At 70.9% G+C, this 26,344-nt stretch carries 26 protein-coding genes and 1 riboswitch; of the genes, 7 read left to right on the forward strand and 19 right to left on the reverse strand.

Annotated elements, in window-relative coordinates:
- Window positions 1-48 precede the first annotated feature (48 nt).
- Window positions 49-423, forward strand: coding sequence for an RNA polymerase-binding protein RbpA (locus AC068Z_RS23395; RefSeq protein WP_003977404.1), 375 nt, complete (start codon window positions 49-51; stop codon window positions 421-423).
- Window positions 424-544: 121 nt separating this feature from the next.
- Here AC068Z_RS23395 and fxsA read toward each other — a convergent pair whose 3' ends face one another.
- The 4 genes from fxsA to AC068Z_RS23415 all read right to left on the reverse strand — a co-directional run bounded on the left by fxsA (window position 545) and on the right by AC068Z_RS23415 (window position 4,618).
- Window positions 545-1,102, reverse strand: a complete 558-nt coding sequence (fxsA, locus tag AC068Z_RS23400) for an FxsA family membrane protein (protein WP_478558764.1) — start codon at window positions 1,100-1,102, stop codon at window positions 545-547.
- A 72-nt stretch (window positions 1,103-1,174) separates the two neighbouring features.
- Window positions 1,175-1,984 (reverse strand): polyprenol monophosphomannose synthase, encoded by an 810-nt coding sequence (locus AC068Z_RS23405; protein ID WP_478558767.1) that lies wholly within the window; start codon window positions 1,982-1,984, stop codon window positions 1,175-1,177.
- A 547-nt stretch (window positions 1,985-2,531) separates the two neighbouring features.
- A complete protein-coding gene (locus tag AC068Z_RS23410; protein ID WP_478558770.1) occupies window positions 2,532-4,130 on the reverse strand; it encodes an amidohydrolase in 1,599 nt (532 codons plus the stop codon).
- A gap of 47 nt (window positions 4,131-4,177) precedes the next feature.
- Window positions 4,178-4,618: an Lrp/AsnC family transcriptional regulator gene (locus tag AC068Z_RS23415; RefSeq protein ID WP_030677853.1), complete on the reverse strand. Its 441-nt coding sequence runs from the start codon at window positions 4,616-4,618 to the stop codon at window positions 4,178-4,180.
- A 258-nt stretch (window positions 4,619-4,876) separates the two neighbouring features.
- Here AC068Z_RS23415 and AC068Z_RS23420 point away from each other — a divergent pair, with 258 nt between their 5' ends.
- Window positions 4,877-5,320: a hypothetical protein gene (locus AC068Z_RS23420; RefSeq protein WP_478558775.1), complete on the forward strand. Its 444-nt coding sequence runs from the start codon at window positions 4,877-4,879 to the stop codon at window positions 5,318-5,320.
- 10 nt (window positions 5,321-5,330) lie between these two features.
- Here the strand turns inward: AC068Z_RS23420 and AC068Z_RS23425 are convergent, their stop codons facing one another.
- Window positions 5,331-6,428 (reverse strand): phosphotransferase family protein, encoded by a 1,098-nt coding sequence (locus AC068Z_RS23425; RefSeq protein ID WP_478558778.1) that lies wholly within the window; start codon window positions 6,426-6,428, stop codon window positions 5,331-5,333.
- 12 nt (window positions 6,429-6,440) lie between these two features.
- Window positions 6,441-7,544, reverse strand: a complete 1,104-nt coding sequence (locus AC068Z_RS23430; RefSeq protein ID WP_478558781.1) for an Rv3169 family protein — start codon at window positions 7,542-7,544, stop codon at window positions 6,441-6,443.
- Window positions 7,545-7,683: 139 nt separating this feature from the next.
- On the opposite strand from AC068Z_RS23430, the gene AC068Z_RS23435 reads away from it, so the two are divergent.
- A complete protein-coding gene (locus AC068Z_RS23435; protein ID WP_478558784.1) occupies window positions 7,684-7,932 on the forward strand; it encodes a hypothetical protein in 249 nt (82 codons plus the stop codon).
- Here the strand turns inward: AC068Z_RS23435 and AC068Z_RS23440 are convergent.
- Window positions 7,895-9,067 carry an acyl-CoA dehydrogenase family protein gene (locus AC068Z_RS23440; RefSeq protein ID WP_478558787.1) on the reverse strand — a complete coding sequence of 391 codons (1,173 nt, stop codon included), beginning with the start codon at window positions 9,065-9,067 and terminating at the stop codon, window positions 7,895-7,897. The genes AC068Z_RS23435 and AC068Z_RS23440 overlap by 38 nt on opposite strands.
- A gap of 326 nt (window positions 9,068-9,393) precedes the next feature.
- Between AC068Z_RS23440 and AC068Z_RS23445 the strand changes: the two genes are divergently transcribed.
- Window positions 9,394-10,629: a glycoside hydrolase family 18 protein gene (locus AC068Z_RS23445; protein WP_478558790.1), complete on the forward strand. Its 1,236-nt coding sequence runs from the start codon at window positions 9,394-9,396 to the stop codon at window positions 10,627-10,629.
- Between the two features lie 52 nt (window positions 10,630-10,681).
- Here AC068Z_RS23445 and AC068Z_RS23450 read toward each other — a convergent pair whose 3' ends face one another.
- The 3 genes from AC068Z_RS23450 to AC068Z_RS23460 all read right to left on the reverse strand — a co-directional run bounded on the left by AC068Z_RS23450 (window position 10,682) and on the right by AC068Z_RS23460 (window position 13,026).
- The gene (locus tag AC068Z_RS23450) at window positions 10,682-11,341 is read right to left on the reverse strand and encodes a TetR/AcrR family transcriptional regulator (protein ID WP_478558793.1); all 660 of its coding nucleotides are present in this window, start codon (window positions 11,339-11,341) and stop codon (window positions 10,682-10,684) included.
- Window positions 11,342-11,419: 78 nt separating this feature from the next.
- A complete protein-coding gene (locus AC068Z_RS23455) occupies window positions 11,420-11,560 on the reverse strand; it encodes an SCO1431 family membrane protein (RefSeq protein WP_478558796.1) in 141 nt (46 codons plus the stop codon).
- Window positions 11,561-11,658: 98 nt separating this feature from the next.
- Window positions 11,659-13,026, reverse strand: a complete 1,368-nt coding sequence (locus tag AC068Z_RS23460; protein WP_478558799.1) for a peptidase C39 family protein — start codon at window positions 13,024-13,026, stop codon at window positions 11,659-11,661.
- A 166-nt stretch (window positions 13,027-13,192) separates the two neighbouring features.
- On the opposite strand from AC068Z_RS23460, the gene AC068Z_RS23465 reads away from it, so the two are divergent.
- Both AC068Z_RS23465 and AC068Z_RS23470 read left to right on the forward strand, forming a co-directional pair.
- Window positions 13,193-13,843 carry a uridine kinase family protein gene (locus AC068Z_RS23465; protein WP_478558802.1) on the forward strand — a complete coding sequence of 217 codons (651 nt, stop codon included), beginning with the start codon at window positions 13,193-13,195 and terminating at the stop codon, window positions 13,841-13,843.
- A gap of 432 nt (window positions 13,844-14,275) precedes the next feature.
- Window positions 14,276-16,138, forward strand: a complete 1,863-nt coding sequence (locus AC068Z_RS23470; RefSeq protein WP_478558805.1) for an AAA family ATPase — start codon at window positions 14,276-14,278, stop codon at window positions 16,136-16,138.
- 21 nt (window positions 16,139-16,159) lie between these two features.
- Here the strand turns inward: AC068Z_RS23470 and AC068Z_RS23475 are convergent, their stop codons facing one another.
- From AC068Z_RS23475 to AC068Z_RS23515, 9 genes are all read right to left on the reverse strand, one after another.
- The gene (locus AC068Z_RS23475; RefSeq protein ID WP_478558808.1) at window positions 16,160-17,221 is read right to left on the reverse strand and encodes a hemolysin family protein; all 1,062 of its coding nucleotides are present in this window, start codon (window positions 17,219-17,221) and stop codon (window positions 16,160-16,162) included.
- Complete coding sequence (locus AC068Z_RS23480) at window positions 17,218-18,543, reverse strand: hemolysin family protein (RefSeq protein ID WP_478558811.1); 1,326 nt, start codon at window positions 18,541-18,543, stop codon at window positions 17,218-17,220. The genes AC068Z_RS23475 and AC068Z_RS23480 overlap by 4 nt, the downstream gene beginning before the upstream one ends.
- 198 nt (window positions 18,544-18,741) lie before the next feature.
- Window positions 18,742-19,197, reverse strand: coding sequence for a PH domain-containing protein (locus tag AC068Z_RS23485; RefSeq protein WP_451726057.1), 456 nt, complete (start codon window positions 19,195-19,197; stop codon window positions 18,742-18,744).
- Window positions 19,198-19,209: 12 nt separating this feature from the next.
- A complete protein-coding gene (hisG, locus tag AC068Z_RS23490; RefSeq protein ID WP_478558816.1) occupies window positions 19,210-20,058 on the reverse strand; it encodes an ATP phosphoribosyltransferase in 849 nt (282 codons plus the stop codon).
- Window positions 20,059-20,106: 48 nt separating this feature from the next.
- Complete coding sequence (locus AC068Z_RS23495; RefSeq protein WP_250076780.1) at window positions 20,107-20,379, reverse strand: phosphoribosyl-ATP diphosphatase; 273 nt, start codon at window positions 20,377-20,379, stop codon at window positions 20,107-20,109.
- Window positions 20,380-20,413: 34 nt separating this feature from the next.
- Window positions 20,414-20,899, reverse strand: coding sequence for a 6,7-dimethyl-8-ribityllumazine synthase (gene ribH / locus AC068Z_RS23500; protein WP_451726055.1), 486 nt, complete (start codon window positions 20,897-20,899; stop codon window positions 20,414-20,416).
- A 22-nt stretch (window positions 20,900-20,921) separates the two neighbouring features.
- Window positions 20,922-22,271 carry a bifunctional 3,4-dihydroxy-2-butanone-4-phosphate synthase/GTP cyclohydrolase II gene (locus AC068Z_RS23505; protein WP_478558822.1) on the reverse strand — a complete coding sequence of 450 codons (1,350 nt, stop codon included), beginning with the start codon at window positions 22,269-22,271 and terminating at the stop codon, window positions 20,922-20,924.
- Window positions 22,268-22,909: a nicotinamide mononucleotide transporter family protein gene (locus AC068Z_RS23510; protein ID WP_478558825.1), complete on the reverse strand. Its 642-nt coding sequence runs from the start codon at window positions 22,907-22,909 to the stop codon at window positions 22,268-22,270. Before AC068Z_RS23510 ends, AC068Z_RS23505 begins: the two co-directional genes overlap by 4 nt.
- Window positions 22,906-23,499, reverse strand: coding sequence for a riboflavin synthase (locus tag AC068Z_RS23515; RefSeq protein WP_478558828.1), 594 nt, complete (start codon window positions 23,497-23,499; stop codon window positions 22,906-22,908). Before AC068Z_RS23515 ends, AC068Z_RS23510 begins: the two co-directional genes overlap by 4 nt.
- A gap of 151 nt (window positions 23,500-23,650) precedes the next feature.
- A riboswitch (FMN riboswitch) is annotated at window positions 23,651-23,781 on the reverse strand.
- A 209-nt stretch (window positions 23,782-23,990) separates the two neighbouring features.
- Between AC068Z_RS23515 and AC068Z_RS23520 the strand changes: the two genes are divergently transcribed.
- Window positions 23,991-26,327 (forward strand): chitinase C-terminal domain-containing protein, encoded by a 2,337-nt coding sequence (locus AC068Z_RS23520; RefSeq protein ID WP_478558831.1) that lies wholly within the window; start codon window positions 23,991-23,993, stop codon window positions 26,325-26,327.
- Window positions 26,328-26,344: the final 17 nt, after the last annotated feature.

A 26,344-nucleotide genomic window follows, 5' to 3' on the forward strand; every position in this document is an offset into this window, starting at 1 on the left:
CGACAGCGACACCTGTCCTGTGGGCGACAAGCCCGGGAGGCACGATTCATGAGTGAGCGAGCTCTTCGCGGCACGCGCCTCGTGGTGACCAGCTACGAGACGGACCGCGGCATCGACCTGGCCCCGCGCCAGGCCGTGGAGTACGCATGCGAGAAGGGGCACCGCTTCGAGATGCCCTTCTCGGTCGAGGCGGAGATCCCGCCGGAGTGGGAGTGCAAGGTCTGCGGGGCCCAGGCACTCCTCGTGGACGGCGACGGCCCTGAGGAAAAGAAGGCCAAGCCCGCGCGTACACATTGGGACATGCTGATGGAGCGGCGCACCCGTGAGGAGCTCGAAGAGGTCCTCGAGGAGCGCCTGGCCGTTCTGCGTTCCGGCGCGATGAACATCGCGGTACACCCCAGGGACAGCCGCAAGTCGGCCTAGTCCCCGAGGTACCGGGACCGGAACCCGATACAGCACAAGACCGAGGGCGCCGTACGTTTCGACGTACGGCGCCCTCGGTTTTTCGTGTGACCGGCAGCGGCCGGCCGCCGACGCGCCGGGCTCAGTGCGTCAGCGGCGGGCGCGGGCCCTCGGCGGTGTTCCCGGGCTCGTCCCTGATGACCTCACCCTGCACGACCTTGCCGTCGGGGCGGTGGATACGGGCCTGCTGAAAGGCGCCCCCGAGGGAGCCGGGACCGGCCTGGCGGAGCCTGCGGTCCAAAGTGCGCTCCGTGTACCGCCCGAGCGCCTTCTGCACCGGCGGAATCAGCAGGAGCAGGCCGAGCGCGTCCGAGATCAGCCCGGGCAGCATCAGCAGCAGCCCGCCGAGCATCATCAGCCCGTTGCCACCGCTGGACGGGGCCGGGGTGCCGCCGCGCTGCAGCGCCTCGTTGAGGTTCTGGAAGGCGCGCCGGCCCGCGCGCTTGATGACGACGGTGCCGAGCACCAGGCCCGCGAGCAGCAGCAGGAAGACCGTGAGGCCGCCCGCCGCGTCCGCGACCACGATCAGCAGCCAGATCTCCAGCACCAGCCAGGCGGCGAGGCCCAGCGGCAGGAAGGTACGCAGCCGGGAGCGCCGGGGCCGGGCGGGATGCGTGGGAGTCGGTGCGCCAGTCGTCATGCGTCCAGTGTGCCTGGCCCCGGCTCAGCGCGGGATAAGGGGACGATCAACGGTGCCTGTGCGGCCGTAGGACTACGACCGGGGCGGCTGGGGCGGCTTCACCTTGTCGAGCAGCTTGCCGGCTCGCTCCTGCGCGCCCCAGGTCGTGACCCGCCACAGGGCCTCGACGAGGATGTCGCGGCTCATCTTGGAGTCGCCCAGCTCGCGTTCGACGAAGGTGATGGGCACCTCGACGACGTGGTAGCCGGCCTTGACCGCCCGGCGGGCGAGGTCGACCTGGAAGCAGTAGCCCTGGGAGGCGACGTCGTCGAGGCCGAGGCCCTCCAGGGTCTCGCGACGGAAGGCGCGGTAGCCGCCGGTGATGTCCCGCAGCGGCAGGTCCAGGGCCATCCGGGAGTACAGGCTGCCGCCGCGGGAGATGAACTCGCGGCTCTTGGGCCAGTTCACGACCCGGCCGCCGGGCACCCAGCGGGAGCCCAGGACCAGGTCGGCACCCTTGAGCGCGGTCAGCAGCCGGGGCAGTTCCTCCGGGCGGTGGGAGCCGTCGGCGTCCATCTCGACCAGGACGCCGTAGCCGTGCTCCAGGCCCCAGCGGAAGCCCGCGAGATAGGCGGCGCCGAGGCCTTCCTTGCCCTTGCGGTGCAGCACCTGGACGTGATCGTCCTCGGCGGCCAGCTCGTCGGCGAGCTTTCCGGTGCCGTCGGGGCTGTTGTCGTCGGCCACGAGGACGTGCGCCTCGGGCACGGACGCGCGCACCCGGCCGACGATCGCCTTGATGTTCTCCGCCTCGTTGTAGGTCGGAATGATCACCAACGCCGTGCCGAGCGGGCCGAACCGCCTCCCCGAGGACTGCTCCTCACGGGTCCCGTCGCCGTCGTTCACTGCTGCCCCTTCGTGTGCGTACGCAGAGGTCCACCATAGTGTGCGCGGCCTGCGATTACGTGACATCACGTTCGTATGGTGGTGTCGATTCCACAAGAGCGGGGTAGCCATCTGGTTTTCGGATCATGTGCGCGCCCTGCGGATGGGGGCCCGGCGCCCTTCGGGCCGACCTGGGGCCCGCTGGCTGCGGGTCGACCGAAAGCCGTTGTCTACTGAGCTCCCGGGCCCCACCCGGGTCACACCTCCCCGACCGGCCGGAACGTTCCCTCGCCGTGGCGCGGGCGCTGAGCCTGGCTCCCAGCGACGGTGCCCCGGTGCGGCACACCGTCCCTGACCCAGCGGCGTTTGCGACGAGTTCCCGGAAGTTCTCGGATCCCAGGTCGGGCGTCCGGTGGTGGACCCGGCCGAACCTACCGGCCGCATGGCGGCGGCTGTCAACAGCCGTTTGACCTGCGTTTCCTCCCTCGACGCCCAGGTCAGCGCGGCGGACGCGCAGGTCGTGCGACGCGGCGGCGCCGCCGGAACGGCGCAGCGCCACCCCGGGAGATCACTCGCCCGGCCGTACGAACACCGTGCGTCCGCCCACCACCGTGCGCAGACAGACGGGCAGGTCACGGCCCGGGGTGAGGTCGGGCAGGCCAGGGGTGCCGGAGCGGGGGTCGGTGGACCAGCGGGCGACCCGGTCGTCCGGGGCCTGGACCACCAGTTCGTCGGTGCGCCACACCGCGTAGTCCGCGGGCGCGCCCGGCACCAGGACGCCCGCGTCGTCCCGCCCGACCGCGCGCCAGCCGCCCCGCGTGTGCGCCGTGAACGCGGCCCGCACCGAGACCCGGTGCTCGGGCGTCCGGTGGAAGGCGGCCGCGCGGACCGTGCCCCAGGGGTCCAGGGGCGTGACCGGGCTGTCGGAGCCGAAAGCGAGCGGGACGCCGGCGCGCAGGAGCGCCGCGAAGGGGTTCAGCGAGCGGGCGCGCTCGGCGCCCAGGCGGGCGGCGTACATCCCGTCCTCGCCGCCCCACAGCGCGTCGAAGGCGGGCTGGACCGAGGCGGTCAGGCCGAGTTCGGCGAAGGCGGCGATGGTCTCGGGGGTGAGCATCTCGGCGTGCTCGACGCGGTGCCGGGCGGCGCGGACGCGGGCGAGGCCCACCTTCTCGGCGGCGGCCCGCACGCCCTCCACCACGGCTGTCACGGCGGCGTCCCCGATCGCGTGGAAGCCCGCCTGCAGCCCCGCCTCGGTGCAGGCGGCGACATGCGCGGCCACGGCGGCGGAGTCCAGGTAGGCGATGCCGGTGTGCCCGGCGTCCGCGTACGGCCCGTGCAGGCAGGCGGTGTGCGAGCCGAGGGCGCCGTCGACGAAGAGGTCGCCCGCCGCGCCGACGGCGCCCAGCTCACGCGCCTTGTCGACGTCCTGTTCGGCCCAGTAGCCGACGACCCGGGGCCCGGGCTCCTCGGCGGAGAGCCTCAGCAGGCCGGTGAAGTCGTCCTCGGAGGAGATCTCCGGGCCCCCGCACTCGTGGACGGTCCCGATGCCGAGGGAGGCGGCGTGGGCGAGCGCGGCGCGCTGGGCCTCGACGCGCTGGGCCGGGGTGATCGCGGCCAGGGCGGTGGCGCGTACGGCGTGATGGGCGTCGGCGGTGAGCGGGCCCTCCGGGTGCCCGAGGGACGTCAGGTCGAGCAGGGCGGTGGTGACGACCGCCGAGTGGACGTCGATACGGCTCAGGTACAGGGGCCGGCCGCCGGTGGCGGCGTCCAGTTCGGCCCGCGTCGGCGGACGGCCGCCGGGCCAGCGGGCGGAGTCCCAGCCGTGTCCGAGGAGGACCCGGTCCTGGGGGCGGGCGGCGGCGAAGTCCCGTACGAGATCGAGGGCCGCCTCCAGGGAGCGGGCGGCGGACAGGTCGAGGCCGGTCAGGGCGAGGCCCGTGGCGGTGGTGTGCACATGGGCGTCGGTGAAGGCCGGGGTGACGAGCGCGCCGTCCAGGTCCACGACTTCGTCCACGCCGTCCGCGAAGGCGTCCGCCGCGCCTTCCGAACCGACCCAGGCGACCTGTCCCCGTTCCACGACCATCGCGGTGGCGAACGGATCGGCGGGACTGTGGACTTCTCCGCGGCGGAGCAGGACGGTCTTGGGGGCGGCGGTGGACTCACTCATGGGGAACAGTCTCGCGCCTCGCCGCGGCCGTCCGGCACGCAGGTGGGTCAGATGCGCGGCGGGCGTGCCTCGTACGGCGTGGAGAGGACGACCGTCGTCCGGGTGGAGACCCCCGCGAGGGAGCGCAGGCGGGCCAGCAGCTCCTCCAGTTCGTGCGGGGTGGCCACGCGGACCTTGAGGATGTAGTTCTCATCGCCCGCGACGCTGTGGCAGGCCTCGATCTCGGGCACCCCGGCCAGCCGTTCCGCGATGTCGTCCGGCGCGCTGGGATCGAAGGGCTTCACCGAGATGAAGGCGGTCATGGGCAGCCCGACGGCCTCGGGGTCCACGACCGCGGCGTAGCCACGGATGACGCCACGCTGTTCGAGCCGTCGCACCCGCTGGTGCACGGCCGACGTGGACAGGCCCGTGGCCTTGCCCAGGTCTGTGTAGCTCATCCGCCCGTCCTTGACGAGCAGCTGCACGATCTGTCGGTCCAGCTCCTCCATGGCGCTAGAACCTACAGTGCCCCTGACCTCCTCGGATACCTCAGCGGTCCAGGTCATGTCCGGTTCGTGATGTGACCGGTGAAACTTTGTGAGTCGCCTGAGGGACAAACCGGCACCTGCGGGCGGCATGTGACGAACGCCACAGCCCATGGACAGGGTCCGTGATGTTCTCGTGATTACCGCCGAGACGGGACGGGAAGTGCTTGCTGTGGTCGAGGCCGCAGTGCCCGAACGGCCCAGCCCGAGGGGGAGAATCCCATGCAGAGTCTTAAGCGCCCTGGTCGTACCGCAGCCAAGCGCCCGCAGCTTGTCGTCGAGCCCGAGCCGGAGGGCGTCGAACCCGACGCCTCCGACTTCGCCGACGAGGAGTTCGACGCGTACGACACCTTCGAGATGTACCGGGTCTTCTGCCCGGACTGCGCGCAGCCCATCGCGCTGCTGGCGGACGAGGAGGTCCTGCCCGAGCACGCGCTGTGCGCCTCGCCGTGGAACCCGTTCGGCCTGACGGTGTGCGCCGGCACCGGCCGCCGCGCCTCCGACGCCCGCCCCGCGGACGAGTCGGCCGAGCCCCAGGAGCAGGACACCGCACTGCTGTTGACGCTCCCTCAGGGACTCGACTGGCGGACGCAGCCCTTCAGCCACGTCGGCGGGCCGGGCTCGCGTCCGATGCGCGTGCCGGTGATGCGCCGCCAGGCCGCCTGAGGCACGGGCCTCAATCCCAGTAACTGCCCTGCACCATGGCTCGCAGGCTGCCGTGGTGCAGGATCAGTGTGTCCGGGTCCGCCGGGACGGCGACCTCGCCGAAGTGCACCTGACGGTAGGCGATCCGCAGCATCACGACGGCGTGCCGCAGGGCCGCGTACAGGGTGTAGAAGTCCATGTCGCGCGGGATGTGGCCGGTCAGCTCCGCGTAGCGGGCCTCGATCCGGTCGCGGCGCAGGAAGTCCGGCAGGCCGGGCTGTCCGAAGGCGACCGTCAGGTCCTGGAAGAAGCGGTGCAGGTAGACGGTCCAGCCGAGGTCGACCTCGCGCGGGGCCAGTGCCGCCATCTCCCAGTCGAGGACGGCCGCGGGTTCGAACCCGTCGTAGACGACGTTCCCGATCCGCGCGTCGCCCCAGTTCAGTACTGGCGTGCCCGGGTCGCGGGGCCAGAGTTCGGTCAGCCGGTCGAAGGCGTCCTCGATCAGCGGTGAGCGGGCGAGTCCGTCGACCACCCATTCGTAGTAGGCGCGTTGAGCCGCCACGTGTCGACTGAGCACGTCACCCTCGCCCGGGAGATCGAGGAACTTGGCTTCTGTCAGGGGTACTTGGTCGTGCAGTCGGGCCAACAGCCCTACTGAGGCCGCCTCCAGCCGCGCCCGCTCCTCGTCGCTCGCCGCGTGCAGCCAGTTGCCCTCGTAGGTGTACGGCATGACGTCCGGCGGCACGCGCCCTTCGACGCGCTCCATCACGAAGAAGGGCGCCCCGAGCGGGCCGGGGTCCTCCTCCAGCCACAGCACGCGGGGCACCGGGAGGTCCGAGCGCTCGGCGACCAGCCGCATCGTCCGGAACTGACGTGGCATGTCGTACACCGGGAAGACCGTGTAGGCCGCCGGATCCGCCGCGAGCCGCAACGCACAGGCGCGCAGGGGGGGTTCGGGGTGCTCGATGTCGAACAGCAGGGTCTCGCTCGACAGGCCGTTGGACTCGGGGACGGTGACGCCGACCGCCTTGGCGCCGGGCAGCCGGGTGCCCAGCCAGGCCGTGAGTCGGCGGGCGATCTCCTCCGGATCCCGGGTGGTGGTGCGCGGGCGGGGTGCCGTGGCTGCCATGCGGAGTACCCCCTACGGTGCGACCGACGTGAAGTCCGCGAAGCCGCTCGGGTCGTGGCGCCCGAACGAGCCGTGCTCGAAGATGCCGTGGCCCACCTGTCCGTCCAGGCGGAAGCGGGCCGCGTGGTCGGTGACGCCGTAGGCGGCCAGCGGGTGGGCCTCGGTGAGGTCGTAGGTGCGCCGGTCGGTCCAGCCGCGTCCCTGCCAGGTGCCGTGCTGCCAGTCGTCGGCGGGCGGGTAGCCGGCGCCGATCGCGAGCGGGGAGGAGGTGAGGATCTCCACCTCCAGCTCCTGCGGCTTGCGGACGTCACCGAGGTGGACGAGGGCGCGTTCGGGGTGGCGGGTGCCCGGCCGGTAGGTGATCTCCGCCTGGGGCCAGCCCAGTTGGCGGTCGCGGCGGCCGGGGCGGACCAGTGTCGCGTCGTTCAGCGTGCGGTGTCCGTCCGCGTCCTCCTGGACGATCACCATGAGGAACCGGTCCTCGAAGCGGACCGGGCACCAGATCCAGTGGAAGCCCTCGGTCGGATGCTCCTCGGCGAGCCGCCCACCCTCCTCCCCCGGTACCGGCCGCACACCCCAGCTGCGGTCCCGGGTGCCGGTCCACTCGGCGGTGGTGACCCGGAACTCCTCGCCGGCCGCGTGGATCACCCCCGTCACGCTTCCCGCCTGTACGAACCGGCGCCCTTCGAGGGTGAGCCGGTCGCCTCGGCGCTGGAGGTGATGGGGCTCCCACAGGGCCGGGAAGCGGGCGGTCCAGGTGAGGTCGTACGACAGCAGGTCGTCGTCGCTCAGCAGGCGCAGTCGGCGCAGCGGCTCGTCGACCTCGATGCGCAGCGGTCCGACGGCGAGCCGCATCCGGTCCTCGCCGAGGGCGTCCGAGGCGCGTACGGCGTGCAGGGTGTCCCCGGCGCGCAGGGTGGCGTAGGCGTCGATCACCCCGAGGTTCGGGTACACCCCGAGGCCGAGGATCAGCAGGGCACGTCCCCGGTGGTCCAGGACGTGGAAGATGCAGCGGTCGTAGGCGTTCCGGTCGCCGGTCGCGACGTGCTTCATGGACAGCGGCACCTGGTGCACCGGGTACTCGTCGAGCGGTACCGGGCGGTCGTCGTCGGCCACGGGAGACCTCCCTGGAAGCGAGTGGCCTGACGGTACGTCAGACAGCTTCAGGTGGCCAGACACGGGACCGGACACCGGTGAACGCACGCCCGATTCCACGTGGCGGTGACCTGTCCGGCCGCGCCTGCGTTGCCCTGGTGTGACCCCCACTTATTCAACGACCGGGCGTCAGAGACACGCCTTCGTGCCGCCACCCGCAGAATCGCTTCGGCAGCCCCCTCCCGCGCTCCCGGACCCGCCCATCTACCGCGATCTGATGCGGACCTGGGCGGACCGCGGCCGCACCCTGCCGGGCCGCCACGACCCGGAGTGGATCCGGCTGGCGGCGCCGACGGTGCGGCTGGGAGAGTTCAGCGCCCCTCGGGACCCGCGAGGTGACGGGCGATGACCATCCGCTGGATCTGGTTGGTGCCCTCGACGATCTGCAGCACCTTGGCCTCGCGCATGTAGCGCTCGGCCGGGAAGTCGGCGGTGTAGCCGTACCCGCCGAGGACCTGCACGGCGTCGGTGGTCACCCGCATCGCCGTGTCGGTGCAGTGCAGCTTGGCCATGGCCGCCTGCTTGGCGAACGGCCGACCCGCGTCCCTGAGCCGCGCCGCCGCCAGGTACAGCGCGCGGCCCGCCTCGATCTGGGTCGCCATGTCGGCCAGCATGAAGCGCAGGCCCTGGAAGTCGGAGATCGGCCGCCCGAACTGCCGGCGCCCCGAGGCGTAGGCCACGGCCTCGTCCAGCGCCGCCTGGGCCACGCCGATCGCGCACGCCGCGATGCCGAGCCGCCCGGAGTCCAGCGCGGACAGGGCGATGGCGAAGCCCTGACCCTCGTCGCCGAGCCGCCGGTCCTCGGACACCCGCACGCCGTCGAAGTGCACCTGCGCGGTCGGCGAGCCCTTCATGCCCATCTTCTTCTCGGGCGCGGCCCCGCTCAGCCCCTCGGCGTCGCCCGGCACCAGGAAGGCGGAGATCCCGCGCGGGCCCTCCTCGCCGGTGCGGGCCATGACCGTGTAGAAGTCGGCGATGCCGCCGTGGGTGATCCAGGCCTTCGTGCCGGTGATCACCCAGTCGTCGCCGTCCCGCACCGCCTTGGTGCGCAGGGAGGCCGCGTCGGAGCCGGACGACGGCTCGGACAGGCAGTAGGCGCCGAGCAGCCCCCCGCCGAGCATCGCGGGCAGATGCTCGACCTGCTGCTCCTTGGTGCCGTAGGCGGCCAGAGCGTAGGAGGCCAGGGTGTGCACGCTGACGCCGAGGCCGACGGTGAGCCGGGCCATCGCGAGCTCTTCGAGGACCTGGAGATAGACCTCGTACGGCTGATCACCGCCGCCGTACTCGGAGTCGTAGGGCAGTCCGAGGAGGCCCGATTCCGACAGCAGGGAGAAGACCTCGCGCGGGAAGCGCCCGGCGTCCTCCTCCTCGGCCGCCTTCGGGGCGATCTCGCGCTGGGCGATGTCGCGGACGAGCGAGATCAGATCCCGGGCCTCGTCCGTGGGCAGGTGCCGGTCCACCGGTTGCGGGGCGCGGTCGGGCATGGCGACGCTCTCCTCCCTTGTCGGGCGCATCGGCGGACGTGCGCCTTGGGTGGGGCGGCTCCGCCGGGTCTCACTGGGTGCGGGCCCCTGCTCGCACTCCCGGGTCACGGAAGCTGCTGACCAGCGGCTGTGCGCTGTGAGTATGCCCGATCGGAGGCACTCAGTCACCAGTTAACGACCGCTTACTCCAAGAAAACTCGAACGACGCGAAATTGGTCCGAACCATTGACCCGACTGGTCTAGTCCTCCTAATGTGCGGGCAACGCTTTACCGCGTTCATGCCAATCGGCGCGCGTTCCCCTCTCCCCCACGAGGAGACACCCGATATGCACCTTCCCCACCGCACCCGATTCCGGGCGCTGATCTCCGCCGCCTGCGCGGCCGTCCTCGGCGCCGGACTGCTCGCCGGGGCGGGCACGGCCACTGCCGAAGCGAGCGCTCCCGAGGCCGAACTGGCGGCCGGCTCCAAGGTGATCGGCTACTTCACCGAATGGGGCACCTACGACCGGAAGTACTACGTCAAGAACATCCAGACCTCCGGTTCCGCGGCCAAGCTCACGCACATCAACTACGCCTTCGGCAATGTCACCGGCGGCAAGTGCGCCATCGGCGACAACTACGCGGCCACCGAGCGGACCTACACCGCGGCCGAGTCGGTCGACGGCGTCGCCGACACCTGGGACCAGCCGCTGCGCGGCACCTTCAACCAGCTGCGCGAGCTGAAGAAGAAGCACCCGGGCCTCAAGGTGCTCTGGTCCTTCGGCGGCTGGACCTGGTCCGGCGGCTTCGGCCAGGCGGCCCAGAACCCGGCCGCCTTCGCCCAGTCCTGCTACGACCTGGTCGAGAACTCCAAGTGGGCCGATGTCTTCGACGGCATCGACATCGACTGGGAGTACCCCAACGCCTGCGGCCTCACCTGCGACACCAGCGGCCGGGCGGCCTTCAAGAACCTGATGCAGGCGCTGCGCGCGAAGTTCGGCACGGGCAACCTGGTCACCGCGGCGATCACCGCCGACGCCACCGCGGGCGGCAAGATCGACGCGGCGGACTACGCGGGCGCGGCCCAGTACGTCAACTGGTACAACCCGATGACGTACGACTACTTCGGCGCCTGGGACGCGGCCGGCCCGACGGCTCCGCACTCGCCGCTCCACTCCTACTCGGGCATCCCGAAGGCCAACATGTACTCCTCGGCCACCATCGCCAAGCTCAGGGGCCTCGGCATCCCCGCCTCCAAGCTCCTGCTCGGCATCGGCTTCTACGGCCGCGGCTGGACCGGTGTGACCCAGTCGGCGCCCGGCGGCACCGCGACCGGCCCGGCGGCGGGCACGTACGAGCAGGGCATCGAGGACTACAAGGTCCTGAAGTCCAAGTGCCCGGCGACCGGCACCGTGGGCGGCACCGCGTACGCCAAGTGCGGCAACAACTGGTGGAGTTACGACACTCCGGCGACCATCGCCTCGAAGATGACGTACAAGAACCAGCAGGGTCTGGCGGGTACGTTCTTCTGGGAGCTGAGCGGGGACACCGCGAACGGTGAGCTCATCAAGGCGATCAACTAACCCCTGACACGGGGGACTTCAGGGGCGGAGACCACGAGACTCCGCCCCTTGGTCATGCGTCGCGGCGGGCGGGCGCAGGAGCCGGGCAGGAGGGGTCCAGCTCCTCCACGGCGCGCAGGGCGCCGCCCAGGGTCTTCACCAGCAGCTCGCGCATGGTCTCGCGGGAGAGCTGGGGGTGGTCCGTCCAGTCCAGGGTCGCGCCCTCGACGCTGCACACCCACGACAGCAGGCCCATCCGGGCCAGCGGCCCGATGTCCGTACGGCCGTACGCGCCCTCGGCGATGGTGGCCACGATCGCCTCGCGCACCCCGTCCCGGATGGCGTGCACCTCGGTGTCGAAGCCGACTCCGCCGCTGACGATCGTGCGGTACGCGGCCTGGTTGTGCTCGGCGTAGCGCAGATAGCTGTCGATCGTGCGGTGGACCCGCTCCACGGAGGGCAGTTCGACCCCGCTCGCCGCGTAGGTGACCAGGTCGGCGACGGAGTCCTTGATGATCGCCAGGTAGTAGCCGCGCTTGGACTGGAAGTAGTAGTAGATCAGCCCTTTGGCCACATGCGCCTGGCGTGCGATGTCGTCCATGGACAGCGCGTCGTACGAGGTGTCGGCGAACAGTCTCCGCCCGATGGCGATGAGTTCGGCGCGGCGGGCCGCCGACCGCTCGGTGCCGCGCGCCCGGGGGCGGACGACGGCGACGGGCTGCTGACTGTTCACGTTTTCGACCCTGGTCTACGGCGGGCGGCGGGACCTCCGCAGTATGGCAGGTTCGAATATGCGTCAGGTCACATCAGGTCACAGCAGACCGAGCTGGGTCACGAGCATCGCGGTGACCACGACGAGGACCCAGCCCATGATGTGTTCGAGGACCTTGGGACCGTCCTCCTGGGGACCGCCGGTGCGGACACGGGCGGCGGTGGCTGCATTCGTGGTCATCCGTCCACCTTGCCACCGGCCAGGGCTTTTGCGGCCGAGACCTTGGTCACAGCGAACGGCCCCCGGATCACGGGATCCGGGGGCCGTCGTACGGCGTCTCAGCGCACGCCCACCGCGGCGAGCGCCGCGCACTGGCGGGGCGAGGGACGCGCCGGGAAGTACAGGTAGCAGACGCCTCCGGTGCCGGAGACGACCTTGCCGGCGGCGTTGTACCGCTTGGTCCGCAGCCAGATGTTCTCGAACTCCCGCCTCAGGTAGACCCGCCGCACGGCCGCGTTGCTCGGCGACGCCGGGTCGTTGGCGATCACATCGCCCTCCGCCGTGAAGCCGATCACGGTCATCAGGTGCCCCGAGGTGCCGTAGCCCGCCCCGGTCAGCTCCTCCTTCAGGAAGGACTGGGACGTTATGGCCGGGATCCCGGCCGCGATCAGCGTCTCCAGCTCGGTCAGCGAGCCGAGCCGGGTGACCACGCCCCGGAGGTCCTTGAAGGTGGCCGCGTAGGCCGCGTTGAACGGCCAGTTGCCGCAGCCCGCGTACTGGTAGTCGTACGTGAACCGGGCCGCGTGGCACACCTGTGGATCCGCGAAGGACGGATCGACCCAGGCCAGCTGCTCCTCGGTGAGCCGGCCGCCCCAGTACTCGATGATCATCTGCGAGGAGGTGGGGCTGCACCAGGCCTCGCCGCCGTTGTCGTACTCGGGGTACTGGCCGACGTGGATCTCCTGCGAGTAGCGCGGGACGGCCAGTTCCTGGGCGAGACCGGGCGTGGAGGCCGGGACGGTGAAGCGGTCCGGGATGTCGGAGCCCATCGCGCCGAGCCGCCACACGGTGGGCGTCTTCTTCGTGCCCGGCTTGCGGTAGAGGGTCAGCCGCAGCCGGTACGAGGTCAGGCGCAGGCCGGTCGCCGGGTCGTCGACGGCGAAGGTGTCGGTCCAGATCGTGCTCTTGCCGTCGGTCTGGTCGTCGACGGAGGTCCGCCGGATGTCCTGGTCGCCCGCGGCCCAGCGGCCCATCACGTACCAGGGGGTGTCGGTGCCGTCGGAGTAGGTGCCCTTGAGCTCGATCTGGAGCCAGGTGCCGGCCGGGGTGTCCGCGTTCCAGGAGGCGATGGCCTCGGTGGACGGCACGGTGAGCCGGTGCACCGGCGAGGTCCAGGTGGCGTACTCCCAGGTGGCGGTGGTGCCGGTGTGCGGGTCGGTGTAGTCGGCGAGCCCCGCGGGCGTGCCGATCACCAGGCCGGGCCGGGCGCCCGCGACGGCGCGGGTTCCCTTGGCGGAGCCCGAGCGCCAGTCGGTGTACGTCGTCCAGGCGCGGTTGTCGATCTGGCGGGCCGCCGCCTGAGCGGGGCCGGTGGGGACGCCGGTCGTGGGGGCGGCGGCGGCCTGGCCCGCGGAGGTGCCGGCGACGGCCGCGGCGACGGCGGCGGTCAGGACGGTTCTGCGGGACGGCTGTTCGGATCTGCTCATGGGCGGAAGACCCCCAGGTTGTCCGAGTCGGGGCAGGTCCAGTGCTGTGTGTGGGCCAACTATGGACGCAGCGGGGGCCTCCTGCCAGCACTTCGGACCATGCCGCGCCATGAATATTGGCCTCGACCACTGGCATCACCCGCCGGGCGGCGTCACTAGACTTCCGGTGCCTGCACGACTCACCCCGGGAACCGTCATTCACCAGCTCGCCTCGCGGCTCCGCCGCCTGACCGCGTCCTGCGGTCCGGTCCGTCTGATCGGGATCGACGGACACGCCGGGTCCGGGAAGTCCACCTTCGCCGAGCGGCTCGCGCGGGCGCTGGGCGGGACGCCGGTGCTACGGCTCGACGACATCGCCAGCCATGACGAGCTGTTCGACTGGACGGACCGGCTGCTGGCGCAGGTGATCGAACCCCTCTCCCGCGGCCGGACCGCGCACTACGCCCCCTACGACTGGCGCGCCCGCCGCTTCGGGGCGCCGCTCCCGCTGCCGCCCGAGCCCGTGGTGCTCGTCGAGGGCGTCGGTGCCGGGCGCCGCGCGCTCAGGCCGCATCTCGCCTTCCTGCTCTGGATGGATCTGCCGCAGGCCGAGTCCTGGGCGCGCGGCCGGTCGCGGGACGGCGCGGAGCAACGGGAGTTCTGGGACGGCTGGGTCACAGCGGAGCGGAGGCACTTCGCGGTGGACCCCTCACGGCCGTTCGCCGACGCATTGGTACGGCAGTGCGCGAAGGGGTACGAGTTGCGTCCCGGGCCTGCCGGGACCATGGATACGGACCACCTCATCACGCTGAGTGAGGGACCATCCGCAATGTGGTGAAGTTGTGAAGAGCCCCGTGCGAGAACTTCCCTGACTGCCTCAACTCCGCTTGACCCAGGGGCCGTACAGGTCTTACGTTCTCAATGTGCGGTCGTTCGAGGCCGCCCGCCAGACGCGAAGCCCCCGGTTGTTCCCCCGTGATCGGGGGCTTCGTTCTGCCCTAACCCCACTTTTCGGCCGCTCCGAGGCGTGATTCGCTCACCCTCGGTCACCATGCCGTGTGCGCCCCATCTGCTCCCACCTCGCCAAACGTCCGGTGCGGCACCCTGGGGCGGGCGACACCCCCGCAGGTACGATGCCCTCGGTGCGACCTGGGACCGCCGCTCCGTGTACGGCTGCAACTCCGGTCCGCAGCAGGGCGGTTCGACTCTTACGGCCGACGGGCGACGGCCCGGCGGTCAACCGACGGGGGCACGGTTTGTGGGGGACGTGATGGACTTCGGCACGCAGGGCCCCGAGGCCCCGGCCGACCTCGCCTGGTTGCGAGGCGTGGACGCCTACACCATGGGCGCGTATCCGCAGGCGGAGGAGGAGTTCCGCACCGCGGTGCGGATCGATCCCGGCATGGCCGACGGCTGGCTCGGGCTGCACGCGCTGCGCGTCGACACCACGACCGCGCTGCTGCGGATGTTCCGGCACCGGGACCGCTTCGGGGAGCAGCGCGCCCGGCACCGCCGCACCCTCAACTCCTGGTACTGGCTGGGCTGGTGGGTGCAGCCGGTGCTGGAGAGCCCGCGCGATCTGCTGCTCGCGCACGCCTCGCACTGGCTGGACGGACGCCATGTGCCCGAGCTGGACCGGGCCCTCGCCGGCCTGCCGCCGGTGGACGCCGACGCGCAGGTCCGCTTCCTGCACGCCTGCCGGGCCTATCTGGTCAAGGACTGGGAACAGCTCGTCCGGCACACCGACCCCCTGCTCGACGACCCGATGCTCGGGATCGAGGCCGGACTGTTCGGCGGCATGGCCCGGGTCCGGCTGGAGATGTACGGCCAGGCCGACCCGCTGCTGTCCGCGGCCCTGATGCGCTGCCGCAGCGAGCAGCCGCAGCGCAAGGAGCTGCGGTACTGGCTGGCGCGCGCCCATGAGGGCACCGGCCGTTCGGCCGCCGCGCTTCCGCTGTACCGGGCCGTGCACCGCGTCGACCCCGCCTTCATGGACACCTCGGCCCGGCTCGCCGCCATCGCCGAGGGGGACGGCTACGACGAGGCCGGCGATCTCGCCCCGATCACGCTCACCGGGTTCGGCCAGGACTCCGTCGACGGGCCCGACACGCTCGACCCGCTCTTCGGCGAGGGCCGCGAGCTGAAGCTCTCCGGCCCCGACCTGGTGCCGAGCGGCCCCCTTCCGCCCGTGCCGGACCCGGGTGTGCGCGAGCGGGTGGGCCTGCCCGGGCAGCCGCCGCCCGCCGGGCCGACCGACCCCGCGTTACTCGAGGAGGCGCTCGCGGAACTGGAGCGCATGGTGGGCCTGGAGCCGGTCAAGCGCCAGGTCAAGGCGTTGTCCGCGCAGTTGAACATGGCCCGGCTGCGGGCGGGGCAGGGCCTGCCGGTCCAGCCGCCCAAGCGGCACTTCGTCTTCTCGGGCCCGTCCGGCACCGGCAAGACCACGGTCGCCCGCATCCTGGGCCGGGTCTTCTACGCCCTCGGACTGCTCGGCGGCGACCATCTGGTCGAGGCGCAGCGGGCCGACCTGGTGGGCGAGTACCTCGGCCAGACCGCCGTGAAGGCCAACGAACTCATCGACTCCGCGCTCGGCGGGGTGCTCTTCGTGGACGAGGCCTACTCGCTGTCCAACTCCGGCTACGGCAAGGGCGACGCGTACGGCGACGAGGCGCTCCAGGTACTGCTCAAGCGGGCGGAGGACAACCGGGACCACCTGGTCGTGATCCTGGCCGGCTACCCCGAGGGCATGGACCGGCTACTGGCCGCCAACCCGGGGCTGTCGTCCCGCTTCACCACCCGCGTGGACTTCCCCTCGTACCGTCCCCTCGAACTCACCTCCATCGGCGAGGTGCTCGCCGCGGAGAACGGCGACATCTGGGACGAGGAGGCCCTCGACGAGCTGCGCTCCATCGCCGGGCACGTGGTGGACCAGGGGTGGATCGACGAGCTGGGCAACGGGCGGTTCCTGCGGACCCTGTACGAGAAGAGCTGCGCGTACCGGGATCTGCGGCTGTCGACGTATCCGGGGGCGCTGACGCGGGACGACTTGTCGACTCTGCGGCTGCCGGACCTGATGCAGGCGTACGGAGAGGTGCTGTCGGGCAGGGGGCCGCAGGATCCGTCGGCCCTGTGACGGATCCCGCGGCGGGAGCTCCTACGACGCCAGCGCCTGCTCCGGCTCCGACTGCTTCGGCACCTCCCGGTGCGCCGGGTCCGTCACCTCGCCGACCAGGAGTTCCAGTACGTCCTCCAGCGCCACCAGGCCCAGGACCCGGCCGGAGGCGTCCGCGACCTGGGCCAGGTGGGTGGCCGCCCGGCGCATCACCGTCAGGGCGTCGTCCAGCGGGAGTTCGGGCCGCAGCGTCGTCATGGGGCGCCACACCTGCTGCGGCACCGCCCGCTCCGACTCCTCCAGGTCCAGCACGTCCTTCACGTGCAGGTAGCCCATGAAGGCGCCGGTCTCCGCCACCACCGGGAAGCGGGAGTAGCCGGTGCGGGCGGTCAGGTCGACGATCTGGCCCGGAGTGACCGAGGGCCCCACCGTGACCAGGGAATCCCGGCCGAGCAGGACGTCCGTCACCGGGCGGGAGCCCAACTCCAGGGCGTCCTCCAGGCGTTCCTGCTCCTCGGGGTCCAGCAGGCCCGCCTGGCCGGCGTCCTCCACCAGACGGTTCAGCTGCTCGCTGGTGAACACCGCCTCGACCTCGTCCTTGGGCTCGACCCGGAAGAGCCGCAGGATGCCCTGGGCGCAGGCGCCGAGGGCGACGGTCAGTGGACGGCACAGCCGGGCGAAGGCCACCAGGCCGGGGCTGAGCCACAGGGCCGCCTTCTCGGGCGCGGCCATCGCGAGGTTCTTCGGGACCATCTCGCCGATGACGAGGTGGAAGAAGACCACGGTGGCCAGGGCGATGACGTAGCCCAGCGGGTGGATCATCGCGTGCGGCAGATGGATCCACTCGAAGAGCGGTTCCAGGATGTGCGCGACGGTCGGCTCGGCGACCGCGCCCAGGGTCAGCGAGCAGACGGTGATGCCGAACTGGGCCGCCGCCATCATCTGCGGAAGGTGTTCCAGGCCGTACAGCACCTGCCGGGCCCGGGCCGTGCCGAGCGGTTCGATCTGGCTGCGGCGGACCGAGACCAGCGCGAACTCGGCGCCGACGAAGAAGCCGTTGGCGAGCACGAGCAGGGCGGCGAAGAGAAGCTGGAGCACGCTCATCGGGCGGCCTCCACCACGGGCGAGGTGCGCACGAGCCGGACCCGCTCGGCGCGGTAGTGACCGACCTGGCGCACGGAGAGCCGCCAGCCGGGCAGCTCAGCCTTGTCACCGGGGACCGGGATCCGGCCGAGCAGGTCGGCGACCAGACCGGCCACGGTCTCGTACGGCCCCTCGGGCACGTCGAGTCCTATGCGCTGGAGGATGTCGACCCGGCAGCTGCCGTCGGCGTCCCAGGCGGGCCGGCCGTCCTCGGCCGGGGCCGCGGCGAGTTCGGGCAGGTCCTTGGCGTCGTGTTCGTCGCGGACCTCGCCGACGATCTCCTCGACGATGTCCTCCAGGGTGACCACGCCCGCCGTGCCGCCGTACTCGTCGACGACGACCGCGATGGGCTGTTCGCTGCGCAGCCGGGCCAGCAGCGGCCGTACCGGGAGGGTCTCGGGGATCTGCAGGGCGGGGCGGGCGATGTGGCCGACGGGGGTGCGCAGCCGGTCGGCGGCGGGCACGGCGAGGGCGTCCTTGAGGTGGACCATGCCCACGACCTCGTCGATCCGCTCCCGGTAGACGGGGAAGCGGGACAGGCCGGTGGCGCGGGTCAGGTTGACCACGTCCTCGGCGGTCGCGGACGACTGGAGCGCGCTGACCTTCACCCGCGGGGTCATCACGTGCTGCGCGGTCAGCTCGCCGAGCGACAGGGTCCGTACGAACAGGTCCGCGGTGTCCTGCTCCAGGGTGCCGGCCTGGGCGGAGTGGCGGGCCAGGGACACCAGTTCACCCGGGGTGCGGGCGGAGGCCAGCTCCTCGGTGGGCTCGATGCCGAGCGCGCGGACGAGGCGGTTGGCGACGGAGTTCAGCGCGGCGATCACCGGCCGGAACACCCGTGCGAACAGGTGCTGCGGGCCCGCGACGAACCGCGCGACCTGCAGCGGACGGGACACCGCCCAGTTCTTGGGCACGAGTTCGCCGATCACCATCTGCACGGCCGAGGCCATCAGCATGCCGACGATCACGGCGACCCCGGAGACGGCGCCCTCGGGGATGCCGATCGCGGTGATCGGGCCGTGCAGCAGTGCGGCGAGCGCCGGTTCGGCGAGCATGCCGACGACGAGGGAGGTGATGGTGATGCCGAGCTGGGTGCCGGAGAGCTGGAAGGAGAGCTCCTTCAGCGACTCGACGACCGTACGGGCGCGGCGGTCGCCCTCGGCGGCGGCCTTCTCGGCCTCCGGGCGATCGACCGTCACCAGGCCGAACTCGGCGGCCACGAAGAAGCCGTTGGCGAGGATCAGCAGGAATGCCGCGGCAAGGAGCAGCAGGGGGATGGTCATGCCGCCGCCTCGATATGTCGGGAGGGGGCGGCGCAGGTACTACAGGACGATCCGTCCATCGCTGGAGGGAGTCACTCCTCGGGTAGCAGGGGGCCTCTGAGGACCAGGGGGAACATCAGCGGCGGAGGCGCCGGGAAAGCGCCTCCGCCAACAGGTTAATCAAGACCCCGGCCGGTACGGCAGGGAGAACGCCATCGGTCAGCCGTGATGTTCCTCGGGGTTTCGGATGGACCGCGCCTCGGTGAGGGCGCGCAGCGTACGGGCGTCCTCGATCGCGCGCTGCCTGGCGATGCCCGGCTGGATGCCGAGCACGGGCAGGCTGGTGCCGTCGCTGAGGTTGAGAAAGACCCACGGGTCGCCGGGGCGCAGGTTCACCTGGAGGATCTCGGCCCACTCCAGCCGGCGGCGGCTGGCGATGTTGACCACGGTGACACCGGAGTCGTCGGCGACGACCTTGACCCGGGCGAGCATCGCCAGGACGCCGAACATCAGCGCCCCGGTGAGGATGAAGCTGAGGCGTTCACCGGGACCGAGCTTCTCCAGCAGCAGGGCCACCGCGGTGATCACCACGAAGATGGCGGTGCCGGCGGTGAGCAGCACCGCCCGGGTGCGGCCGGGCCGGAAGGTGACGGGAAGGGCGGGGAGTTCGGACATGTCGTACGGCTCTCAGAGGCGGCAGGCGTGGATGGCCGTGGTCAGGATGGCCCGCGCGCCGATCTCGTACAGGTCGTCCATGATCCGCTGCGCCTCCTTGGACGGGACCATCGCGCGGACGGCGACCCAGCCCTCGTTGTGCAGCGGGGAGACGGTCGGGGACTCCAGGCCCGGCGTGAGCGCGACGGCCTTCTCCAGCTGCTCGACCCGGCAGTCGTAGTCCATCATCACGTACGTCCGGGCCACCAGCACGCCCTGGAGGCGGCGCAGGAACTGCTGCACCTTGGGGTCCTCGGCGTCGGCGCCGGTACGGCGGATCACTACGGCCTCGGACTTCATGATCGGCTCGCCGAAGACCTCGAGGCCCGCGTTGCGCAGCGAGGTGCCGGTCTCGACGACGTCCGCGATGACCTCGGCGACACCGAGCTCGATGGCCGTCTCGACGGCGCCGTCGAGGTGGACGACGGAGGCGTCGATGCCCTTCTCGGCGAGGTGGCCCTCGACGATGCCCTCGTAGGAGGTGGCCACCGTCTTGCCCTTGAGGTCCTCGATGCCGCTCGCGGTGCCGGGCTTGGCGGCGAAGCGGAAGGTGGAGCGGGCGAAGCCGAGCGGGAGGATGACCTCGGCGTTGGCGCCGGAGTCGATCAGCAGGTCGCGGCCGGTGATGCCGATGTCGAGGCGGCCGGAGGAGACGTAGATCGCGATGTCGCGGGGGCGGAGGTAGAAGAACTCGACCTCGTTCTCCGGGTCGACGATCCGCAGCTCCTTGGACTCCCGGCGCTGCTGGTAGCCGGCCTCATGCAGCATGTCCGCCGCAGGGCCTGAGAGGGAACCCTTGTTGGGGACGGCGATGCGCAGCATGAGGTCGGCTTCCTTTGCGTGATGGGGTGTGGGGCGGAACTGGCCGGCTTACAGGTGGGCGTAGACGTCGTCGAGGGAGATCCCGCGCGCGACCATCATCACCTGGACGTGGTACAGCAGCTGCGAGATCTCCTCGGCGGCGGCGTCCTTGCCCTCGTACTCGGCGGCCATCCAGACCTCGGCGGCCTCTTCCACGACCTTCTTGCCGATGGCGTGGACGCCCTTCTCGACCAGTTCCGCGGTGCGGGACGTGGCGGGGTCGCCGGTTGCGGCCTTGTGCTGGAGCTCGGTGAAGAGCTCCTCGAACGTCTTCTTGGACATGGTGACGCTCAGCCTATGCCACATACCCGGTTCGTCAGCGCCAGGGTTCAGATACTGAACGCAGGGTGGCCGCGGTCGCCACCGCGGCGGTCACCGCCTCGTGCCCCTTGTCCTCGTTGGAGCCGCTCAGACCGGCCCGGTCCAAAGCCTGCTCCTCGGTGTCGCAGGTGAGCACGCCGAAGCCGATGGGGACGCCGGTCTCCACCGAGACCTGGGTGAGGCCCTGGGTGACGCCCTGGCAGACGTACTCGAAGTGCGGGGTGCCGCCCCGGATGACGACACCCAGGGCGACGACGGCGTCGTAGCCGCGGCCCGCGAGGACCTTGGCGACGACCGGGAGCTCCCAGCTGCCCGGGACCCTGAGCAGGGTCGGCTCGTCGATGCCGAGGTCGTGCAGGGCGCGCAGGGCGCCGTCCACCAGACCGTCCATCACCTTCTCGTGCCACTGCGCCGCGATGACGGCGACCCGCAGATCGCCCACGTTCTGTACGGACAGTTCCGGTGCACCCTTGCCGCTCACGTCTCTCCTCGGTGTGACTTGCTTACTGATTGCCGCAGGCGGAGACGGGGGCCGCCTCCAGCCAGGGCAGGTCGTGTCCCATCCGGTCCCGCTTGGTGCGCAGGTACCGGAGGTTGTGCTCGCCCGCCGTGACGGGCATCGGCTCACGCTCGGTGACCTCGATGCCGTGCCGGACGAGCGCGTCGGTCTTGTCGGGGTTGTTGGTCATCAGGCGCACGCTGCGCACACCGAGATCCGTGAGGATCTGGGCGCCGGCCGCGTAGTCCCGGGCGTCGGCGGGCAGGCCGAGCTCCAGGTTGGCGTCCAGGGTGTCGCGACCGCGCTCCTGGAGTTCGTAGGCGCGCAGCTTGGACACCAGGCCGATGCCGCGTCCCTCGTGGCCGCGCAGGTAGACCACGACGCCGCGGCCCACGGTCTGGATGCGGTCCAGGGCCGCGTCCAGCTGGGGTCCGCAGTCGCAGCGCAGGGAGCCGAAGACATCGCCGGTCAGGCACTCGGAGTGGACCCGGACCACGACGTCCTCACCGGCGCCGATCTCGCCGTGCACCAGGGCGACGTGCTCGACGCCGTCCACGGTGGAGCGGTAGCCGTACGCGGTGAAGGTGCCGTGCACGGTCGGCAGGTGGACCTCGGCCTCGCGGCGGACGGTGGGCTCGGCGGCGAGCCGCGCCACCGGAGCGGGCACCCCGGCCTCGCCGCCGACCGCGGGCTCGGCGGAGCCGCGGCGGTAGGCGATCAGGTCCTCGATCGAGATGATCGTCAGGCCGTGCTTGCGGGCGAAGGGGATCAGCTCGGGCAGCCGCAGCATCCGGCCGTCCTCGCCGGCGATCTCGACGATCGCGCCGGCGGGGCGCAGCCCAGCCAGCCGGGCGAGGTCGACGGCGGCCTCGGTGTGGCCGTCGCGGACCAGGACGCCACCGCCCTTGGCGCGCAGCGGGAAGATGTGGCCGGGGCGGACGAAGTCGTCGGCCTGGGAGTCACCGCGGGCCAGCAGCTGGAGCGTGGTCGCCCGGTCCGAGGCCGAGATACCGGTGGTCACACCGTGGGCGCCGGAGGCGTCCACCGACACAGTGAACGCGGTCTTCATCGACTCGGTGTTGTTCTCGACCATCTGCGGGATGCGCAGCCGGTCCAGCTCCTCGCCCTCCATGGGGGCGCAGATCAGACCGCGGCACTCGCTCATCATGAACGCGACGATCTCGGGGGTCGCCTTCTCGGCGGCGATGACGAGGTCGCCCTCGTTCTCCCGGTCCTCGTCGTCGACGACCACGACCGGGCGGCCGGCGGCGATGTCGGCGATGGCCTGCTCGACCGGGTCGAGGGACCAGTCGTCGAGAGTCTCGGTGCGGTCCAGAACGGGTGTGGTGTTCACGCGGGCGCTCCTTCCAGGACGGGCCGCGTGTCCCTGCGGGAGCGCAGCCACCAGTCGCGCATGCCCCACAGGACGAGTGCGCCGTAGATGACGTAGACGAAGCCGGAGAAGGCGTAGCCGTTCGCGAAGTTCAGCGGGACGCCGACGAGGTCGACGAGGAGCCAGGCGAACCAGAACTCGACCATGCCGCGGGCCTGGGCGTACATGGCGACGATCGTGCCGACGAAGATGTAGGCGTCCGGCCAAGGGTCCCAGGACAGGCTCGGGTACGCCTTGAAGAGCAGGGCCACGCCGACCGTGCCGGCGGCGGCGACCGCGACCATCGCGCCGCGCTCGGTCCAGGTGGCGAAGCGGACGGCGACCTTGCCGTCCTCGGCGCGGGCCGTGCCGCGGTTCCACTGCCACCAGCCGTACAGCGCGACGGCCATGACGACCACCTGCTTGCCCGCGCTGCCGGTCAGATGGCCGTAGAAGGCGCCGAAGAGGACGAGTCCGGAGAGGAACTGCACCGGCCAGGTCCACAGGGAGCGCCGGAAGCCCAGCGCGAGGGTGATCAGGCCCAGGATGTTGCCGACCATGTCCGACCAGATGATGTGCTGGCCGAACAGGACGAAGGCCTCGGAGTTGAGCCAGTTCACTTGCCCGCTCCCAGCAGCCGCTCGACGTACTTGGCGACGACGTCCACCTCGAGGTTGACCGGCGCGCCGGGCTGCTTGAGGCCGAGCGTGGTCAGGGCGAGGGTGGTGGGGATGAGGCTGACCGTGAAGTAGTCGGGCCCGGCGTCGACGACGGTGAGGCTGATGCCGTCGACGGTGATGGAGCCCTTCTCCACGACGTACCGGGAGAGGTCCGCGGGGAGCGAGATCTTGATGATCTCCCAGTGGTCGGAGGGCTTGCGTTCGAGCACCTCGCCGGTGCCGTCGACATGGCCCTGCACGATGTGCCCGCCGAGCCGCGCACCGACCGCCGTGGGGCGCTCCAGGTTGACGCGGGAACCGACGTCGAGGGCGCCCAGGCTGGAGCGGATCAGGGTCTCGGCCATCACGTCGGCGGTGAACTCGTCGCCCTCGTGGTCCACGACCGTGAGGCAGACGCCGTTGACCGCGATGGAGTCACCGTGCTTGACGCCCTCGGTGACGACGGGACCGCGCAGACGGAAGCGACAGGCGTCGCCGAGATCCTCTACGGCGGTGATCTCGCCCAGCTCTTCGACGATTCCGGTGAACACTTCCCGGGTCCTCCTGCCTCATTCGGGCACGGACTCCGGGGCTGTCGAAGAACGACAGAGACTACGGACGACGACACCGGGAGCGACGCCGGAGAAACCCGTCCGCGAAGGGACGAGCTCGCAATCGGCGGCGCGCACGAATGCCCGCCCGCCGCGCACTGCCTCCCATCCGGACTTTAACCGTCGGTCCAGGAATTTCACCTGGTCAACCGGCCGCTGGAGGCGACCGGGTCGCGGACTGTAACCGCCGGTTCGGACTTTCACCGACCCCGGAGTGCGCTGCTTCTGGTACAGGGCCAGTGTGCCACGCCGGGGTGTCGTCCATGCGGGTGAGGGCTGTGGGGTGGCTCACAGGGGGCGTGCATGGACTTCCCCGCGCGCAGTCGCCCGGCAAGCGTTCCATCAGCCGCCCAGCAAATTGGTCCATACCTATTGACTCATTGGTCTAGTCCTCCCTACTGTCTGCGCAACTTCCGTGGAGAGGAACCGACTTGCTGTCACGCAACCGGGCGAGACCCGCCCTGCTCGCCGCCGCGGCCACGGTCGCGGGACTGGTGCTCGCCGGCCTCCCGGCCACCGTCTCGCACGCCGCCGACCAGGAGTCCTGCCGCCCGGACGGGCTCTACACGACGCCCGGCGTCGATGTCCCGTACTGCTCGGTCTACGACGCCGAGGGCCGGGAGAAGATGGGCGCCGACCACCAGCGCCGGGTGATCGGCTACTTCACCGGCTGGCGCACCGGCAAGGACGGCACCCCCGCCTACCTCGCCTCCGACATCCCGTGGGACAAGGTCACCCACCTCAACTACGCGTTCGCGCACATCGACGGCTCGAACAAGATCTCCGTGGGCGCGGACGGCGCGACCAACGCGGCGACCGGGATGACCTGGCCGGGCGTGAGCGGCGCGGAGATGGACCCGGGGTACTCCTACAAGGGCCATTTCAATCTGCTGAACAAGTTCAAGAAGCAGCACCCGAACGTCAAGACGCTCATATCGGTGGGCGGCTGGGCCGAGACCGGCGGCTATTTCGACGCCAGCGGCACGCGCGTGAACTCGGGCGGCTTCTACTCGATGGCCACGAACGCCGACGGTTCGGTGAACCAGGCGGGCATCGACACCTTCGCCACGTCCGCCGTCGACTTCATCAGGAAGTACGGCTTCAACGGCGTCGACATCGACTACGAGTACCCGACGACCATGAAGGACGCGGGCAATCCGCTCGACTGGTCGATCTCCAACGCCCGCAGGGCCGGCCTGGTCAAGGGCTACGCGGTGCTGATGAAGACCCTGCGCGAGAAGCTCGACCGCGCGGGCGCGGCGGACGGCAAGCACTACCTGCTGACGGTGGCGGCGCCGTCCTCCGGATACCTGCTGCGCGGCATGGAGACCTTCCAGGTCCAGAAGTACCTGGACTACGTCAACATCATGTCGTACGACCTCCATGGCGCCTGGAACGAGTACGTCGGCCCGAACGCCTCGCTCTTCGACGACGGCAAGGACGCCGAACTCGCCGCGGCGGGCGTGTATTCGGCCTCGCAGTACGGCGGAATCGGCTATCTGAACACCGACTGGGCGTATCACTACTTCCGCGGTTCGATGCCGGCCGGCCGTATCAACATCGGACTCCCCTACTACACAAGGGGATTCAAGAACGTCACCGGCGGCACCGACGGGCTGTGGGGCAAGGCGGCGTCCACCACCTGTCCGGCCGGGTCGGGGCTGACCAAGTGCGGTGACGGCGCCACAGGTATCGACAACCTCTGGCACGACCTGGACACCAACGGCAAGGAGTCGCCCGCGGGTTCGAACCCGATGTGGCACGCGAAGAACCTGGAGAAGGGGGTCGTCGGCGACTACGTCACCAAGTACGGCTTCTCGTCCGACACCAGGCTGACCGGCACCTACGCCCGCAAGTACGACTCCACGCTGGTCGCCCCCTGGCTGTGGAACGCCGAGAAGAAGGTGTTCCTGTCCACCGAGGACGAGCAGTCGGTGAACGCCAAGGCCGACTACGTGGTCAGGAACGGCATCGGCGGCACGATGGTGTGGGAGCTGGCCGGTGACTACGGCTGGAACGCGGCGAAGGGTCAGTACGAGCCGGGGTCCACGCTGACGACCGCGATGTACGAGAAGTTCAAGTCGGCGGCCCCGTACGGCGCGAAGGTCTCCAACAAGCAACTGCCCACGCAGGCTGTCGACATCGGCGTGGAGTTCGGGGAGTTCAAGCTCGGTGACTCCAACTACCCGATCACGCCGAAGGTGAAGATCACCAACAACACCAAGGCGACCCTGCCGGGCGGTACGGAGTTCCAGTTCGACTACGCGACGGCCGCCCCGGCCAACGCCTCCGACCAGTCGGGCTTCGGCGCGAAGGTGATCAGCAGCGACCACACCGGCTCCAACGTGGGCGGCCTGAAGGGCGACTTCCACCGCGTCTCGCTGAAGCTGCCGAGCTGGCAGTCGCTGGCGCCGGGCGCGTCGGTGGAGCTGTCCTTCAACTACTACCTGCCGGTGTCCACACCGTGGAACTGGACGGTGAACATCAGCGGCACGACGTACTCCCTCGCGGGGAACCTGGCCCGCGGCAGCACGCTGGTGGAACCTGGCTCGGGCACCGGCCCGACGCCCACTCCGACTCCGACTCCGACGCCCACGCCGACCCCCGGTGCGTGCACGTCGCCCGCGTGGAACTCCACGACGGCGTACGGCGGCGGTACTCAGGTCTCCCACAAGGGGCACTCGTGGAAGTCCAAGTGGTGGACACAGGGCGAGGAGCCCGGCACCACCGGTGAATGGGGTGTGTGGCAGGACCTCGGCGCCTGCTGAGCCCCACGCTCGGACCG

It is taken from the genome of Streptomyces sp. NPDC043726 (assembly GCF_056436565.1).